The sequence below is a fragment of the Bradyrhizobium sp. CCGUVB1N3 genome (assembly GCF_024199925.1).
In the GTDB taxonomy this organism is placed as follows: Bacteria; Pseudomonadota; Alphaproteobacteria; order Rhizobiales; family Xanthobacteraceae; genus Bradyrhizobium.
This window is the reverse complement of the sequence record NZ_JANADR010000001.1, coordinates 4,170,115-4,186,439: the sequence shown is the minus strand read 5'-3', so window position 1 is coordinate 4,186,439 and position 16,325 is coordinate 4,170,115. Positions and strand designations below refer to the sequence as shown.

At 64.5% G+C, this 16,325-nt stretch carries 13 protein-coding genes; 8 read left to right on the top strand and 5 right to left on the bottom strand.

Annotated features, from left to right (window positions below; translation table 11 throughout):
- Positions 1-16 precede the first annotated feature (16 nt).
- The 3 genes from NLM33_RS19950 to NLM33_RS19940 form a co-directional block, all read right to left on the bottom strand.
- Positions 17-409, bottom strand: a complete 393-nt coding sequence (locus NLM33_RS19950; protein ID WP_254097886.1) for a hypothetical protein — start codon at positions 407-409, stop codon at positions 17-19.
- Between the two features lie 133 nt (positions 410-542).
- Positions 543-746, bottom strand: coding sequence for a hypothetical protein (locus NLM33_RS19945; protein WP_254097884.1), 204 nt, complete (start codon positions 744-746; stop codon positions 543-545).
- 33 nt (positions 747-779) lie between these two features.
- Positions 780-1,295: a hypothetical protein gene (locus NLM33_RS19940; RefSeq protein WP_371929970.1), complete on the bottom strand. Its 516-nt coding sequence runs from the start codon at positions 1,293-1,295 to the stop codon at positions 780-782.
- Positions 1,296-1,719: 424 nt separating this feature from the next.
- Between NLM33_RS19940 and NLM33_RS19935 the strand changes: the two genes are divergently transcribed.
- From NLM33_RS19935 to ligD, 7 genes are all read left to right on the top strand, one after another.
- The gene (locus NLM33_RS19935) at positions 1,720-1,809 is read left to right on the top strand and encodes a K(+)-transporting ATPase subunit F (protein WP_018454042.1); all 90 of its coding nucleotides are present in this window, start codon (positions 1,720-1,722) and stop codon (positions 1,807-1,809) included.
- Between the two features lie 111 nt (positions 1,810-1,920).
- Positions 1,921-3,624, top strand: a complete 1,704-nt coding sequence (gene kdpA, locus NLM33_RS19930) for a potassium-transporting ATPase subunit KdpA (RefSeq protein WP_254097882.1) — start codon at positions 1,921-1,923, stop codon at positions 3,622-3,624.
- A gap of 24 nt (positions 3,625-3,648) precedes the next feature.
- Positions 3,649-5,763: a potassium-transporting ATPase subunit KdpB gene (kdpB, locus tag NLM33_RS19925; protein WP_254097880.1), complete on the top strand. Its 2,115-nt coding sequence runs from the start codon at positions 3,649-3,651 to the stop codon at positions 5,761-5,763.
- Between the two features lie 108 nt (positions 5,764-5,871).
- Positions 5,872-6,474 carry a K(+)-transporting ATPase subunit C gene (locus NLM33_RS19920; protein WP_254097878.1) on the top strand — a complete coding sequence of 201 codons (603 nt, stop codon included), beginning with the start codon at positions 5,872-5,874 and terminating at the stop codon, positions 6,472-6,474.
- A 40-nt stretch (positions 6,475-6,514) separates the two neighbouring features.
- Positions 6,515-9,238: a sensor histidine kinase KdpD gene (locus NLM33_RS19915; RefSeq protein WP_254097876.1), complete on the top strand. Its 2,724-nt coding sequence runs from the start codon at positions 6,515-6,517 to the stop codon at positions 9,236-9,238.
- Entirely contained in the window at positions 9,235-9,924 is a 690-nt protein-coding gene (locus NLM33_RS19910; protein ID WP_254097874.1) for a response regulator, read from the top strand. Before NLM33_RS19915 ends, NLM33_RS19910 begins: the two co-directional genes overlap by 4 nt.
- 149 nt (positions 9,925-10,073) lie before the next feature.
- Positions 10,074-12,728 (top strand): DNA ligase D, encoded by a 2,655-nt coding sequence (ligD, locus tag NLM33_RS19905; protein ID WP_254097872.1) that lies wholly within the window; start codon positions 10,074-10,076, stop codon positions 12,726-12,728.
- 139 nt (positions 12,729-12,867) lie between these two features.
- Here the strand turns inward: ligD and NLM33_RS19900 are convergent, their stop codons facing one another.
- Positions 12,868-13,032, bottom strand: a complete 165-nt coding sequence (locus NLM33_RS19900; protein WP_254097870.1) for a DUF3309 family protein — start codon at positions 13,030-13,032, stop codon at positions 12,868-12,870.
- Positions 13,033-13,214: 182 nt separating this feature from the next.
- Here NLM33_RS19900 and NLM33_RS19895 point away from each other — a divergent pair, with 182 nt between their 5' ends.
- Entirely contained in the window at positions 13,215-13,532 is a 318-nt protein-coding gene (locus NLM33_RS19895) for a polyhydroxyalkanoic acid system family protein (protein ID WP_254097868.1), read from the top strand.
- A 9-nt stretch (positions 13,533-13,541) separates the two neighbouring features.
- Here the strand turns inward: NLM33_RS19895 and treY are convergent, their stop codons facing one another.
- Entirely contained in the window at positions 13,542-16,325 is a 2,784-nt protein-coding gene (gene treY, locus NLM33_RS19890) for a malto-oligosyltrehalose synthase (protein WP_254097866.1), read from the bottom strand.

Genomic DNA, 16,325 nt, shown 5'->3' with positions numbered 1-16,325 from the left:
TGCACTCCCGCAAGGGCTACCTTGTCGCAAGCCGCGCCAGATGGCGCATCGCGCGGACCATCCACTTTGCGAGTTCTCCGACGAGCGGATTGCCGCGATTGTCGACATCGAGCTCGAATGTTTCAGACGGAAAGATAAGCGCGCACCGTGCAGGTCGGCTCTGCGCATGGGCGAAATGGATCGCCGAGCTCTTGAACAGGAAGAGCCCGCCAAGGCAGCCCTGCGCTTCACGCGCAACCCATAGGCCGACCTTGTTGCGACCGATGAAGAAAGCCGGAATGGCGGCGCTGACGATTTCAGGATCGAGCGGTTGAAGATTGGGGTGCACGACCGCGGCTGTATCTGGCTTCTCCCACGTCCGCCGGCGCGGACGGGTCTGACCGGCGTCGTTGAAGGTGATTGCGGCCATGGTGGCCTTCTCGAGAAATTCGCTCGCCCTATCGTGGGCCGGAAGGCCATAGGAATGCGAGAGGGCCGGAGGCGGCATCGCATAGGAGGTACATAAAGGCGGTTCCGGTCGGCGCGAACTGCCGGCGGGCCGATCAGAAGTGAAATCGCTGCATAAAGATCACGGTCTTCAAGGCAATCAGCACGGTCAGCACGCTTCCCATCGAGAGGAGCGCCAGCGTGCCCAAGCAGACACGCCGGATGGTCGCGGCGTGGGCGTTCGAGATCCAGGCTTCGGGAACGCTCTTCCTCTCTAGGGGACGAAAGGGCTGTTCGAAGCGATGCGTGAGCATCGACATGGCGGTATCCTCTTGGTGCGATGGGGATTGCGGTCAACCGAAATGGTCGCAATTGACCGGCTCGTAGAGCGGGCTCACGGGCTGGCGGACGGACGGCACGCTGGGCCGGGTCACTTCTGCGGTGAGCGCCTGCGCCTCCGCGAAGGCCGAGAGCAGCGCCAGTGCGAGGTCGGAATGCCGCCCCTCGACCGAACTGTCCAGCCAGTCCGGCAACTCGCGCTCGCGCGAGAGCGCGCAATACCATTCGCCTTCGTCATAGGCGATGCGGCGGACCTGCCACAGCGGTAGCTCGAGCTCTACTAATGCGAGCGTTGCATCGACCCAGGCTTCGGCGCCGATCAGGCGCATCAGCCGCGCGGTTCGCTCGCTCTGTCCGAGCGAAGGGAAGCGACGGCAGGCCTTGTCGATGAGGTCGAGCATCAGGGGCCGCGTGACCGTGTGCGCGCTGCGAAGCTGCTCGCCGAGCGAAGCCGGATCGAAGTTTTGCGGAATGGCAGACATGACGGCGTCTCGATCCTCGGCCGGCCGCAGCTCCGCAGCCGACGCCATCAGGATCGCGGCAAGCGCATTTGAAAGCGAGGTGGGACGGGGGAGAAAAATATAGGGATTTCATAAAGGTCGGAGCGATGTGCGTAAGGGGCGGCAAAACCCTCCACACCCTCAAATGTCATCCCGGCTTGGTGCGCAATTGCGCAGGGGCGGCGGGGCGACAGCTTCATTTACCTCGCTGTTCTCGGCCCGCGCCCCCGGCCTTTATGAGATTCCTATATCGTCGCCATAGCCTCCATCTCGAAAACCTATGCCTCGGGTGGCACTTCTCGCCCGACAGCGCGGCATCCGTCCATGGACCGCGCCCGGTTGCATAGGGACATTCTCATGCTCGACATCATCATGCTGGCGCTGGGCTTCGCCTTCTTCGCGCTCGCGATCGGCTACACCTACGCCTGCGAACGGCTGTGACGGGAGCGACGCCATGATCTTCGACTATTCGCTCGCCGGTGCCGTCTCGCTCGGCCTTCTCTTCTACCTCACCTACGCGCTGCTTCGGCCCGAGCGATTCTAGGGTGTTGCTGCTCCTCAAACTGCTTCTGGCCGACGCCGCCCTTGTGGCGGTGCTGCTCGCGGTTCTTCTACCGATGCTGCGCGGAAGGCCGGTTCTCAAGGACCAAATGCCATGACTGTTATCGGTTGGCTCCAGATCATTCTCTTTTGCGTCACCATCCTCGCGCTGACAAAGCCGCTCGGCTGGTACATGACGCGCCTCTTCAACGGCGAGCGTACCTTCCTGTCCCCGGTGCTGCGCCCGGTCGAGGCCGGGCTCTACTGGATCTCCGGCGTCGACGAGAAGCGCGAGCAGCATTGGCTGACCTACACGGTCTCGATGCTCCTGTTCCATGTCGGCGGTTTCCTCATCATCTACGGTGTGATGCGGCTCCAGGCCTTGCTGCCCTTCAATCCGGCGGGCCAGCCCGCGGTTGCTGAGGATCTCTCCTTGAACACGGCGATCTCCTTCATCACCAACACCAACTGGCAGAACTACGGCGGCGAGAGCACGATCTCCTATCTCGTGCAGATGCTGGGCCTCACGCACCAGAACTTCCTGTCGGCCGCGACCGGCATCGCACTTGCGGTTGCCTTGATCCGCGGCTTCTCGCGCGCCTCGATGCGCACCATCGGCAACTTCTGGGTCGACGTCACCCGCTGCACGCTCTATGTGCTGCTGCCGATCTGCATCGTCTATGCGTTGTTCCTGGTCTGGGACGGCATCCCGCAGACGCTTGGGGCCTATGTCGAGGCGACCACGCTGGAGGGCGCCAAGCAGACCATCGCGGTCGGCCCGGTCGCCTCGCAGGTGGCGATCAAGATGCTCGGCACCAATGGCGGCGGCTTCTTCAACGCCAATGCGGCGCATCCCTTCGAGAACCCGACGGCGTTGTCGAACTTCGTGCAGATGATCTCGATCTTTGCCCTCGGTGCCGCGCTGACCAACGTGTTCGGCCGCATGGTCGGCAACCAGCGTCAGGGCTGGGCGATCCTCGCCGTGATGGGCGTGCTGTTCCTCGCCGGCGTCACCCTCACCTATTGGGCGGAAGCCAATGGTACCTCGACGCTCCAGGCGCTTGGGCTGGCTGGCGGCAACATGGAAGGCAAGGAGGTCCGTTTCGGCATCGTCGCCTCCTCGCTGTTCGCCGTGATCACGACGGCCGCCTCCTGCGGCGCCGTCAACGCCATGCATGACAGCTTCACCGCGCTCGGCGGCATGATCCCGCTGATCAACATGCAACTCGGCGAGATCATCGTCGGCGGCGTCGGCGCCGGCCTCTACGGCATGCTGCTGTTCGTGATCCTCGCGATCTTCGTGGCGGGCCTCATGGTCGGCCGCACGCCGGAATACGTCGGCAAGAAGATCGAGGCGCGCGAGGTCAAGATGGCCATGCTCGCCATCCTGGTACTGCCTTTGATGTATCTCGGCTGGACCGCGGTCGCGGTGGTGTTCCCGCCGGCCGTGGCTTCGATGGCCAACGCTGGTCCGCACGGCTTCACCGAAGTGCTCTACGCCTACACGTCGGCGACCGGCAACAATGGTTCGGCCTTCGCGGGCCTGACCGGTAATACTTTCTTCTACAACCTGACGCTTGCCAGCGCGATGTTCGTCGGCCGTTTCTTCATGATCGTCCCGGCCATGGCCATTGCCGGCTCTCTCGCAAGCAAGAAGACGCATCCGCCGTCAGCCGGCACGTTCCCGACCACCGGCGGCCTGTTCGTCGGTCTGGTCGTCGGCGTCATCCTGATCATCGGCGGCCTGACCTTCTTCCCGGCGCTCGCGCTCGGACCAATCGTCGAGCATCTCGCGATGAACGCCGGCAACGTCTTCTGATCGAATTTGTCTGGAGTGACCTCCATGGAAACCATGAAACTGCAAAAGCGCGCTTCAGTCTCGGCGATGCTCGATCCCAAGATCGTCGTGCCGGCGATTCGCACATCCTTCACCAAGCTCGATCCGCGGGTCATGATCAAGAATCCCGTGATGTTCGTGGTCGAGATCGTGGCCGCGCTCACCACGGTGATCTTCGTGCGGGATCTTCTCACAGGCGGTGCGAACCTCGCGTTCACATTCCAGATCATCCTCTGGCTATGGTTCACGGTGCTGTTCGCCAATTTCGCAGAAGCCGTGGCCGAAGGCCGCGGCAAGGCACAGGCGGATTCGCTGCGCAAGACGCGGACCGAAAGCCAGGCCAAGCTGCTGACCGGCTCCGACCGCACATTCAAGCTCGTGCCGGGTACGAGCTTGAAGGTCGGTGACATCGTGCTGGTCGAGGCCGGCGATACGATTCCGTCTGACGGCGAGGTGATCGAGGGCGTCGCCTCCGTCAACGAGGCCGCGATCACCGGCGAATCCGCGCCCGTGATCCGTGAATCCGGCGGCGACCGCTCCGCGGTGACTGGCGGCACGCAGGTGCTGTCCGACTGGATTCGTGTCCGCATCACCGCCGCGCAGGGCTCGACCTTCATCGACCGCATGATCAAGCTGGTCGAGGGCGCCGAGCGGCAGAAGACGCCGAACGAGATCGCGCTCAACATCCTGCTCGCAGGCCTCACCATCATCTTCGTGTTCGCGACCGTCACGATTCCGAGCTACGCGGCCTATGCCGGCGGCTCGATCTCGGTGATCGTGCTGGTCGCGCTGTTCGTGACGCTGATCCCGACCACGATCGGCGCGCTGTTGTCGGCGATCGGTATTGCCGGCATGGACCGCCTGGTGCGCTTCAACGTGTTGGCGATGTCCGGCCGCGCCGTCGAGGCCGCCGGCGACGTCGACACGCTCTTGCTCGACAAGACCGGCACCATCACGCTCGGCAACCGTCAGGCGACTGCATTCCGACCCGTGCGCGGGGTGACCGAGCAGGAACTCGCCGACGCCGCGCAGCTCGCCTCGCTCGCCGACGAGACCCCGGAAGGCCGCTCGATCGTCGTGCTGGCGAAGGAGAAATACGGCATCCGCGGCCGCGACATGGCCGAGCTCGGCGCCACCTTCATCCCCTTCACGGCGCAAACCCGCATGAGCGGCGTCGATGCGGGCGGCTCATCGGTGCGCAAGGGCGCTATCGATGCGATGCTCAACTATATCGGCGGTGGTTCGCCGCTGGCGGTCGCCTCGGGCAATGCGGCGCGCGCCATGCAGCCGGCTGCGCTCTCGGAGGTCGGACGCGAGATCCAGGCGATCGCGGATGATGTGTCGAAGTCCGGCGGTACGCCGCTGGCGGTCGCCAAGGACGGTCGCCTGCTGGGCATCGTCCAGCTCAAGGACATCGTCAAGGGCGGCATCCGCGAGCGTTTTGCGGAGCTGCGCCGCATGGGCATCCGCACCATCATGATCACCGGCGACAATCCGATGACCGCGGCCGCGATCGCGGCGGAAGCCGGCGTCGACGACTTCCTCGCGCAGGCGACCCCCGAGGACAAGCTCAAGCTGATCCGCGACGAGCAGGCCAAGGGTAAGCTGGTCGCCATGTGCGGCGACGGCACCAACGACGCGCCGGCGCTCGCGCAGGCCGACGTCGGCGTCGCCATGAACACGGGCACGCAGGCTGCGCGCGAGGCCGGCAACATGGTCGATCTCGACTCCAACCCGACCAAGCTGATCGAGGTGGTCGAGATCGGCAAGCAGCTGTTGATGACCCGCGGCGCGCTGACGACGTTCTCGATTGCCAACGACGTCGCCAAGTATTTTGCGATCATCCCGGCGATGTTTTTGGCGTTCTATCCGCAGCTCAACGTGCTCAATGTCATGAACCTGTCGAGCCCGCAGAGCGCCATCCTGTCGGCGATCATCTTCAACGCGCTGATCATCATCGGGCTGATCCCGCTCGCGCTGAAAGGCGTTGCCTATCGCGCGGTTGGCGCCGGTGCGCTTCTGCGCCGCAACCTGCTGATCTACGGCTTGGGCGGCATCATCATTCCCTTCATCGGTATCAAGGCGATCGACTTGGTCGTGACCGCCTTGCACCTTGCGTAGTCGTCATTGCGAGCGAAGCGAAGCAATCCAGAAATGCCCGCGCGGCTGCGAGCCTGGATTGCTTCGTCGCTTCGCTCCTCGCAATGACGGAGAACTTGGAGAGATACAATGCTCAGAGAAATCCGCCCCGCCATCGTCCTGCTGGTCGCGCTGACCGTCATCACGGGACTGGCCTATCCGCTCGCGATGACCGGCATTGCCGGTGTGCTCTTCCCAGGCCAGGCGCAAGGCAGCCTGATCGAGAAGGACGGCAAGGTTGTCGGCTCCGCCTTGATCGGGCAGGAGTTCAAGGAGGACAGATATTTCCACGGCCGCCTGTCGGCGACGGTTGCGCCGGATCCGAATGATTCGTCCAAGACCGTGTCCGCGCCCTACAACGCGGCCAACTCGGGCGGCTCCAATCTCGGTCCGACCAGCAAGGCGCTGGCCGACCGGCTGAAAGAAGATGTGGACAAGCTGAAGGCGGAAAACCCGGGTCAGCCCGTTCCGCTCGACCTGGTCACGACATCCGGCAGCGGTCTCGACCCGCACATTTCGCCGGAAGCCGCCCAATTCCAGGTGCCGCGTGTGGCCAAGGCGCGCAACATGCCGGAGGATTCGCTGAGGCAGATCGTGGTCGCCAACACCGAGGGCCGTCTGCTCGGCCTGATCGGCGAGCCCCGGGTCAATGTGCTGGCGTTGAACCTGGCGCTCGACCGAGCCGCCAAGTAGCGGCCTAGGCTCCCCGAGGCCGGATGATTATAATGCGCTGATGGTCCGAGAGCGCCGCGATCCCGAACAACGTCCTTCGCCCGAGGCGCTGCTGGAAGCAGCGCGCCGGGAGGAGAGCGCGAGTGGCAAGCTCAAGATCTTCGTCGGCGCCGCCCCCGGCGTCGGCAAGACCTATGAGATGCTGCAAAGCGCGCACGCCAAGCGCAAGGCGGGCATCGACGTCGTCGTCGGTTTCGTCGAAACCCACGGCCGCGTGGAGACTGAAGCGCTGCTCCGCGGGCTCGAGGTGATCCCGCGCAAGAAACTCGACTATCGCGGGCAGGTCATCGAGGAGATGGACCTCGATGCGGTGATCGCGCGCAGGCCGCAAATCGCCCTGGTCGACGAACTCGCCCACACCAATGCGCCCGGCAGCCGTCATCCCAAGCGCCATCTCGACGTCGAGGAGCTCCTTTCGAACGGCATAGACGTCTACACCGCCGTCAACATCCAGCACATCGAAAGCCTGAACGACGTCGTCGCCCAGATTACCCATGTGCGGGTGCGCGAGACCGTGCCGGATTCGGTGTTCGACCGCGCCGATGCGATCGAGCTGATCGACCTCACGCCCGACGACCTGATCCAGCGGTTGAGGGAGGGCAAGGTCTATGTGCCCAAGCAGGCCGAGCGGGCGCTGGAGCATTATTTCTCGCCGGGCAATCTCACGGCGCTGCGCGAGCTGGCGCTGCGGCGCACCGCCGAGCGCGTCGACGAGCAGCTCCTCACTCACATGCAGGCCAACGCCATCGCTGGTCCCTGGGCCGCGGGCGAGCGCATCCTGGTCTGCGTCAGCGAGGATCCGCGCGCGGCGGGCCTCGTGCGCTACACCAAACGGCTGGCCGACCGGCTGCACGCTCCATTCACCGCGATCTCGATCGAGACGCGGCGATCGCTCCAGCTCTCGGACGCGGAGCGCGACCGGCTCGCAGATACGCTGCGGCTTGCCGAATCCCTTGGCGGCGAGGCGCTGACCATCCCCGCGGTCGGCCGCCGCATAGCCGACGACGTCGTCAATTTTGCGCAAGGCAACAACGTCACGCAGATCGTGATCGGCAAGTCGACCCGCTCGCGCTGGTTCGAGATGACGCGCGGCTCGGTGGTGCACGACCTCGTGCGCCGCTCCGGCAACATCACCGTGCACGTGATTTCCGGCGACGAATTGCCCGGCGAGGCTGCGCCGAAAACAGCGGTGCAGACCGCCGCCCGTACCGAGCCGTTCGATCCGCGCCCCTATCTCAAGGCGCTCGGGATCGCCCTGCTTGGACTTGGCGCGGCCGAGCTGATCCAGCCGTACTTCGGTATCGAGAACGTCGATCTCGTGCTGCTGACGGCGGTGGTGGCTGTCGCCGTGCGCTATGGGCTCTGGCCGTCGCTGCTTGCCACGGTCGCGGCGTCGCTTGCCTACAACTTCTTTTTCCTGCCGCCGATCTACACCTTCACGATCACCGATCCGACCAATGTTGCGGCCTTCGTGCTGTTCATGGTGGTGGCGATGCTGGTGTCCAACGTCGCTGCCCGAGTGCGCACCCAGGCCGACACGGCTATCGGCCGGATCAGGATGACCGAGCAACTCCATGCCTTCAGCCGCAAGCTGGCGGGCACCGCGACCCTCGACGATGTCTTGTGGGCGACCGCCTACCAGATCGCGCTAATGCTGAAGGTCCGCGTGGTGCTGCTGTTGCCGGAGGAGGGGCTCTTGACGGTGAAGTCGGGCTATCCGCCGGAGGATGAACTCGACCAGGCTGACCTTGCCGCCGCCAATTGGGCCTGGAGCAACGACCGGTCTGCCGGCCGTGGCTCCGACACGCTGCCCGGCGCAAAGCGTCTGTTCCTGCCGATGCGCACCGGGCGCGGCCCGATCGGCGTCATCGGCATCGACAACGACCGCACCGGCCCGCTGCTGACGCCCGATCAGCGCCGCCTGCTCGACGCGCTGGTCGACCAGGGCGCGCTCGCGATCGAGCGCGTGCTGCTGGTCGAAGATATGGACCGCGTCAAGCGCACGGTCGAATCCGAGCGGCTGCGCTCGGCGCTGCTCACCTCGATCTCGCACGACCTGAAAACGCCGCTCGCCTCCGTGCTTGGCGCGGCCTCGACCATGCGTGATCTCGCCGGCGCGCTGTCCGATACCGAGAAGCGCGACCTGCTGGCAACCGTGATCGACGAATCCGAGAGGCTCAATCGCTTCATCGCCAATCTGCTCGACATGACCAAGCTCGAATCCGGCGCGATCGTGCCGAACACAGCGCTGCACGACGTCAGCGAAATCGTAGGCAGTGCGCTGAGGCGGGCGAGCAAGATCCTGACGCGACACAAGGTCGAGCTCCGGCTCGCCGCCGATCTGCCGATGCTCGAGCTCGACGCCGTGCTGTTCGAGCAGGTGCTGTTCAATCTGCTCGACAACGCGGCAAAATATTCGCCGCCGGATACCACGATCGCAATCCGCAGCCAGCGCGACAGGGATCGTGTCGTGCTGGAGGTCACCGATGAAGGCGAGGGTATCCCGCCGGGCGAGCTCGAGAGCGTGTTCGACAAGTTCTATCGTGTGCAGAAGGGCGATCATGTCCGGCCCGGCACCGGGCTCGGACTTGCGATCTCCCGCGGCTTCGTCGAGGCGATGCGCGGCACGATCACGGCTGCGAACCGCGGGGATCGCAGTGGTGCGGTGCTCACGATTCGTCTGCCGATCCCCGCACAGACCAACGCATTGGATACCGCCGCATGAGCGCACCCTCGATCAAGGTTCTGGTCATCGACGACGAGCCGCCGATTCGCAAGTTGCTGCGGATGGGACTGACCACGCAGGGCTATGACATCCTGGAAGCGCCGAACGGCAAGACCGCGCTGGAAAAGCTCACCGAGGAGCCGGCGCTGATCATCCTCGATCTCGGCCTGCCCGACATCCAGGGCCACGAGCTGCTCCGCACCATCCGCGCGCGCAACGAGAGCGTGCCGATCGTGGTGCTGTCGAGCCGCGGTGACGAGGCCGGCAAGGTGCAGGCGCTCGATCTCGGTGCCGACGACTACCTGACAAAGCCGTTCGGCATGGACGAGCTTTTGGCGCGGCTGCGGGCTGCGCTTCGGCATCAGCTCCAGGTCAAGGGCGAGCGCCCGGTGTTCCGCACCGGCGATCTCTCAGTCGATCTCGTGCGGCGCATCGTCAAGGTCGGCGAGCGCGAGATAAAGCTGTCGCCGAAGGAATATGATCTCTTGCGCGTATTGGTGCAGCACGCCGGCAAGGTGCTGACGCACCGGTTCCTGTTGAAGGAGCTATGGGACGAGCTGACCGACGCGCAATATCTGCGCGTCTACGTCCGCCAGCTTCGCCAGAAGATCGAGGCCGATCCCGAGCGGCCGCAATATGTGCTGACCGAGACGGGAATTGGGTATCGGTTGAAGGCGGGGGATTGATGCCACGAACTCCGTCATTCCGGGTTCGCGTTGCACGCGCCCCGGAACGACGACGGCGCCTCAGGAACCTTAGCGCACGTTCAACTGTTCTGGTTCCGCGCCGGACTTTGGCCGTGTTAGGCTGAAGTCCAGAGAATGCGGGGCCGCTCGTGCTGAGAAACCTCTCCACCTACCGAAAGAAGCGCGATTTCGACAAGACGCCGGAGCCTTCGGGCGAGGCCGCGGTGGCGCCTTCGAAGCAGCGGCGGTTCGTGATCCAGAAGCACGATGCGACCCGGCTTCATTACGATCTTCGGCTGGAGTTCGACGGCGTCTTCAAGTCCTGGGCTGTGACGAAGGGGCCGTCGCTTGACCCGCATGACAAGCGTCTGGCGGTCGAGGTCGAGGACCATCCGCTCGACTACGGCGATTTCGAAGGCACCATTCCGGAGGGCCAGTATGGCGGCGGCACGGTGATGCTGTGGGACCGCGGTTATTGGGAGTCTGAAGATCCCGAGCGCGGCTTCAAGAAGGGCGACCTCAAGTTCACGCTGCACGGCGACAAGTTGCATGGAAGCTGGGTGCTCGTGCGCATGCGCAACGACCGCACCGGGGGCAAGCGCACCAACTGGCTGCTGATCAAACACCGCGACGACTATGCCCGCGAAGGCGAGGGCAACGACATCCTGGACGCGGACAAATCGGTCGCCTCCGGCCGGGCGATGGAGCAGATCGCCGGGGGCAAGGGGCGCGCGCCAAAGCCGTTCATGCTGGCGAAGGGCACCAAGGGCAAGGCCGATGCGGTCTGGCAGTCCAATCGCACCGAGCCAGAGACGCGCACCATCAAGCCTGCGCCGCGCGTGGCCTTGAAGAAGGGCAAGGCGACGACAGCAACGACCGCGAAGAGGGTGTCGGAGATGCCGGACTTCGTGGCGCCGCAACTCTGCACGGCGGTGGAGCGTCCGCACCCGGGCGAGGGCTGGTGCCACGAGATCAAGTTCGATGGCTACCGCGTGCAGCTTCGCGTCGAGGACGGCGAAGCGACGCTCAAGACCCGCAAAGGTCTCGACTGGACCGAAAAATTCGCATCAATCGCCAAGGAAGGCGGCGCGCTGCCGGATGTGCTGATCGACGGCGAGATCGTAGCCCTCGACCACAACGGAGCGCCGAGCTTCTCCGCGCTCCAGGCGGCGCTTGCGGACGGCAAGACCGATGACCTCATCTTCTTTGCTTTCGATCTCCTGTTTGCGGAAGGTCTTGACCTGCGCCGGCTGCCGCTCGGGGAACGCAAGGCGCGGCTCAAGGAGTTGCTGGGCGCGCGCAGGAAGAAGTCGAGCCAGATTCGCTATGTCGAGCATTTCGAGAGCGGTGGCGATGCGGTGCTCCAATCGGCCTGCAAGCTCGAGCTCGAAGGCGTGGTCTCGAAGAAGCTCGACGCACCCTATCGTTCGGGGCGCACCGAAAGCTGGACCAAGGCAAAATGCCGCGCCGGCCATGAGGTCGTGATCGGCGGCTACAAGACCACGAATGGCAAATTCCGCTCTCTGATGGCGGGTGTGCACCGCGGCGATGATCTCGCCTTTGTCGGCATCGTCGGCACTGGCTTTGGTGCCGACAAGGTCAAGCGCATCATACCGCTGTTGAAGGCGGCGGAGGCCAAGGAGAGCCCGTTCGGCGGCAAGAACGCGCCGAAGAAGACCCGCGACGTGCATTGGCTGAAACCCGAGCTCGTGGCCGAGATCGAGTTCGCGGGCTTCACCGCCGACGGCAACATCCGCCAGGCGGCGTTCAAGGGCCTGCGGCAGGACAAGCCGGCCGAGGAGGTCGAGGCCGAGACCCCGGTAAAGACCGAGCTTGCCGAGCCGTCGCCGCGGAAGGGCAATGCAAAGGCGGGAACGCGGCTGAAGCAGGCCGGCGCCGCCGAGGTGATGGGCGTCGCCATCTCCAAGCCGGACAAGGAGCTCTGGCCGGATGGCGGCGATGGCGAACCCGTCACGAAGCTCGATCTCGCGCGCTATTTCGAGGCGGTCGGCGACTGGATGATCGCGCATCTGAAGGGGCGGCCCTGCTCGATCCTGCGCGCGCCTGATGGCATCTATGGTGAAAAGTTCTTCCAGCGCCACGCCATGCAGGGCACGTCGAACCTGCTCGAGCTCGCAAAAGTTTCGGGCGACCGCAAGCCGTATTTGCAGATTGACCGTGTCGAGGGCTTGGCTGCGGTCGCGCAGATCGGCGGCGTCGAGCTGCACCCCTGGAACTGCGCGCCGGATGCCTACGACACGCCCGGACGTCTGGTCTTCGACCTCGATCCCGCGCCGGACGTCGATTTTGCCGACGTGGTCGAAGCGGCCAAGGAGATGCGGCAGCGCCTTTCCGATGTCGGCATGGAAAGTTTTTGCAAGACCACCGGCGGCAAGGGCCTGCATGTGGTGGTGCCGCTGCTCTACGGCGCGAAGGACAAGGTGAGCTGGAAGGAAGCCAAGGCCTTTGCACAAGGCGTCTGCAAATGGATGGCGGATGATGATCCCGAGCGATACCTGCTCAATATGTCCAAGAAGCTGCGCGACGGAAAGATCTTCCTCGACTATCTGCGTAACGATCGCTTGTCGACGGCCGTGGCGCCGCTGTCTCCGCGCGCCCGCGACGGCGCGACCGTCTCCATGCCGCTGACCTGGGCGCAGGTGAAGGGTGATCTCGATCCGAAGCGGTATACGCTGCGCACGGTGCCGGGATTATTGGCGCGATCAAAGGCCTGGGAGGGCTATGACGACGCGGCCGCGCCGATCAAGGCCGCGATCAAGAAGCTGGCGGCGAAGGTGAAGTAGTCATTCGCCGCAGACGCGGAAACCGTAGGGTGGGCAAAGCGTAGCGTGCCCACCATGATTTCCGCGGATTGAGATAGAAGAGGTGGGCACGGCGCTTCGCGCCTTTGCCCACCCTACGATTTCAGAGCTACGATCAAAGCTAGATCCGTCCCATCAGAAGCAATATCAGCAGGACGGCGATGATCAGTCCCAGCCCTCCGCCACCGTAATAGCCGGTGCCATAGAACGGGCCGCCGCCGATGCCGCTGAAGCCGCCGAGCAGAGCGATGACTAAAATGATCAGAATGATGGTACCGATGGACATGCAAATCTCCGCCGGCCCTTCGAGAAAGGCCGTTGCCTATTGATTGACGTTCCCCGAGAGCAACCGGCCGTAGAAGCGAAAGTTCCTGAATCGGATCACCGCAGGAAGATCGAGGGCGGCGGAACCTTTTGCATTTCCCTTGGCCTGACTATGTGAAGGTCAGTGAAGGGAAGGCTTGGGCCATGTCAGCACCGCTCGTCGTTTCGATCCCGCACCGTCTCGGTCGCGAGGAGGCCGCGCGTCGTCTGAAGTCCGGGCTTGGCCGCGCGGCCGCAAGCATTCCGGTGATGCATGTCGAGGAGGAGCGCTGGGAGGGCGACCGCATGAATTTCCGCATCCGCGCGCTCGGCCAGGTCGCAGCAGGCCAGATCGACGTCGGTGAGGATCAGGTGCGCGTCGAGGTGGTGCTGCCCTGGTCGTTGCAGCGCTTCGCCGAGCTGGCGCAGGCCACCATTCGCAAGCGCGGGCAATTGCTGCTGACCAAAGGTGACGGGAAGTAGGTCTCGCTGTCAGGCCCGTCCGCGGGGTCGCGCTGGCCTTGCTGCGCTCGCAACGCGCGCCTTGAGCACCGTTGCGGGAAGCGCGCGAAACGCCTGCGAGATCCGCAGCTCATCACCGTCGTGCCCTGCGATCGCATAGCCCGTCACGTTGACGCTTGCGTCGAAGGCTTGAGCGGTCGGCCATTCACGACCGCCTTGGGTGAACGGTGCAAACAATCGTCCGACCGCGATGACCGCGGCATCGCGTCCGTGGCGCCGCGCGAAAGCGATGACGTGGTCGCCGTGCGGCCCGCTCACCTCGAGCGGCTGGTAGTCGCCACGGGTGAAGACATCGGCGAGCCCGGTGCGCAATTCGAGGAGCCGCTGCGTCCAGGCGAGCTTGAGCCGGCCATCCTGCCAGTGCCCGGCGAGGCTGTCCCAATCCGGACTTTTGAGCGAAGCGAGTGCACCACTTCGCGCGGCAAAATCAACGGGACGCCGGTTGTCGGGGTCGACCAGCGACAGATCCCAGAATTCGGTGCCTTGATAGAAATCCGGTACGCCCGGGAGTGTCGCCTTCAGAGTGAGCTGGCCAAGTGAATTGAGCGCGCCGAGCAGGGCAACGCGCCGGGCGAGGGTCTGGAGCGCGTCCAGGAATTCGGCGGAGACGGCGGGGTCGAGGACTTTCGCGATGAAATTCCGCAAACCTTGCTCGTAGGCTTCGTTCGGATTGAGCCAGCTCGTCTCCTCTTTGCCCTCGCGGGCCGCCTTGAGCGCGTAGGCCTGGATGCGGTCGATGAGGCTCGCGTCAGGCGGTCCGAGCGTCCATGCGCCGAGCAGCGTCTGGTAGAGCATGTATTCGAACGTCGCCGACGGCGCGCGCATCTCGCCATGCGTGGTGATGTGCGGCACGTTCAGCACCTTCCAGCGTGCCACCGCGCTGGTCCATTCGCCCGGGATCTCGCTGAGCGCTGCGAGCCGTGCCCGCGCGTCCTCGCCGCGCTTGGTGTCGTGCGTGGCCGTGGCCGTCATGCCATGCGGCCATTCCCTGGCGCGCGCCTTCATGACCTCGTGAAACGCCGGTAGCGCGAGAGCCTTTGCGGCGGGATCACCGCCGACTTCGTTCAGTGCGAGCAGGCGGTGATAGCGATAGAAGGCTGTATCCTCCAGCGACTTCGCCACCATCGGCCCGGTGAATTGCTGTACCTTCAGCGCAAAGCGGCGCACGCGCGGGGTGCTGTGCGGCGGCCGATCCGGCCTCAGCAGGTCCATGGTCAGCGCGTCGCGCAGGAAGTCGAAAATGCCGTCGTCAGCCGCGAACCATTCCGCGCGAGCGCGTGCGATGGTCTCTTCGATCAGCTTGCGGTCGTGAGCGGTCGGTCCACTCGTCGTGATGTAGGTGCGGTAGACGGGGAAATGCAGCACGTAGAGCTCGAGCGCCTGCCGCAGGCTGTCGGCGGAAAAGTCGCGGGTCGAGTAGTGCCCATTGGCGATGCGGGCGAGCAGGCGCGTCAGCACGGTGAACTCGCTGGTGAGCAGCGTGTCCAGCACGCGCCTCTTGGCTTCCATCAGATAGGGCGCAAGCCGCGGCGAGCGGTTGCTGATCTGGCGCCAGGTTTCGTCGAGCGCGTCGAGCCCCCTGGCATCGACCAGCACCTGGGTGATGACGTTCATCCATTCATAGCCGGTGGTGCCGTGAACGCCGGCGAAGCGCGGCAGCCGTTCGTGCTCGCACAGGATCTTTTCGATCACGGTGTAGAATGGCTTTGCAGTGCCTTGCGCGTCGCGCACGATCCGGCGCAGCCGCTGGCAATATTGCGCGGGATCGCGCAAGCCGTCGATATGATCGAGCCGGATACCCTGCAGCCTGCCGTCCGCGACCAACTGCTTGACCAGCCGGTGTGTCGCCGCGAAGGTGCTGGCGTCCTCGACCCGCAGGCCGGCAAGACCATTGACGTCGAAGAAGCGGCGATAGTTGATGTCGCTGGAGGCCAGCCGCCAATGCCCGAGCTTGTAGTGCTGGCGCTCGAGCAGGTGATGCAGGGCAAGCGTTTGCGTCGGGCGGTCCTTGGCCGAACGATAGGCGGTAAGACCTCGCTCCATGATTTCGCAAGCGCCGGCGATCGCATTCAGTTCGGCCTTGAAGGCCGGCGCTTCCTCGCGGTTCGGATGACGCAGCCCCTTGTAGCGTTCGGCGACCGCCAGGAGGTGTTTTCCTGCCTCGCTCTCGGTGGCATCCGCCTCCCTCACGATCATTCGCAGGACTTCGCCATAGCGCTCGGGTGCGATCGGCAGGCGGTGCTCGAAGTACCAGGCCGAAAAGCTGCCTTCGCCCGCATCATAGCGCAGCTCGATCTCGCCGCGTTCCAGCGCTTCGCCATAAGCCGAGCCGAGGATCGGCAGCAGCACGCCGCCGCGGGCGCGATACGGCAACTGGTCCCAGTCGATGTCGAAGGAAGCTGCGTGCGGCGAGGCCGGTCCCCATTCCAGCACGTCCAGCCAGTAGGGATTGTCGGCAAAGTGGACGCCGACGTGGTTTGGAACGAAGTCGATGATCAGGCCGACATCATGCTGCTTCAGTGTGTCGCTGAAGCGGACGAAGCCGGCTTCGCCACCGAGCTCCGGATTGAACTGGCTGTGGTCGACGATGTCGTAACCATGGGTCGAGCCCTTGCGCGCCTTCATCAGCGGCGAGGCGTAGACATGCATGATGCCGAGTGCCTTGAGGTAAGGCACGATCCTGGCGGCGTCGTCGAAGTTGAAATCGGCGGTGAATTGCAGGCGATAGGTGGCGAGCGGAATGGCGGGAGGCAT

Bases quoted from the DNA above. Each gene is read 5' to 3' on its own strand.
- NLM33_RS19950 (WP_254097886.1), bottom strand. From the start codon at position 409: ATGGCCGCAATCACCTTCAACGACGCCGGTCAGACCCGTCCGCGCCGG.
- NLM33_RS19945 (WP_254097884.1), bottom strand. From the start codon at position 746: ATGTCGATGCTCACGCATCGCTTCGAACAGCCCTTTCGTCCCCTAGAG.
- NLM33_RS19940 (WP_371929970.1), bottom strand. From the start codon at position 1,295: ATGGCGTCGGCTGCGGAGCTGCGGCCGGCCGAGGATCGAGACGCCGTC.
- NLM33_RS19935 (WP_018454042.1), top strand. From the start codon at position 1,720: ATGATCTTCGACTATTCGCTCGCCGGTGCCGTCTCGCTCGGCCTTCTC.
- kdpA (WP_254097882.1), top strand. From the start codon at position 1,921: ATGACTGTTATCGGTTGGCTCCAGATCATTCTCTTTTGCGTCACCATC.
- kdpB (WP_254097880.1), top strand. From the start codon at position 3,649: ATGGAAACCATGAAACTGCAAAAGCGCGCTTCAGTCTCGGCGATGCTC.
- NLM33_RS19920 (WP_254097878.1), top strand. From the start codon at position 5,872: ATGCTCAGAGAAATCCGCCCCGCCATCGTCCTGCTGGTCGCGCTGACC.
- NLM33_RS19915 (WP_254097876.1), top strand. From the start codon at position 6,515: ATGGTCCGAGAGCGCCGCGATCCCGAACAACGTCCTTCGCCCGAGGCG.
- NLM33_RS19910 (WP_254097874.1), top strand. From the start codon at position 9,235: ATGAGCGCACCCTCGATCAAGGTTCTGGTCATCGACGACGAGCCGCCG.
- NLM33_RS19900 (WP_254097870.1), bottom strand. From the start codon at position 13,032: ATGTCCATCGGTACCATCATTCTGATCATTTTAGTCATCGCTCTGCTC.
- NLM33_RS19895 (WP_254097868.1), top strand. From the start codon at position 13,215: ATGTCAGCACCGCTCGTCGTTTCGATCCCGCACCGTCTCGGTCGCGAG.
- treY (WP_254097866.1), bottom strand. From the start codon at position 16,325: ATGCCTCCCGCCATTCCGCTCGCCACCTATCGCCTGCAATTCACCGCC.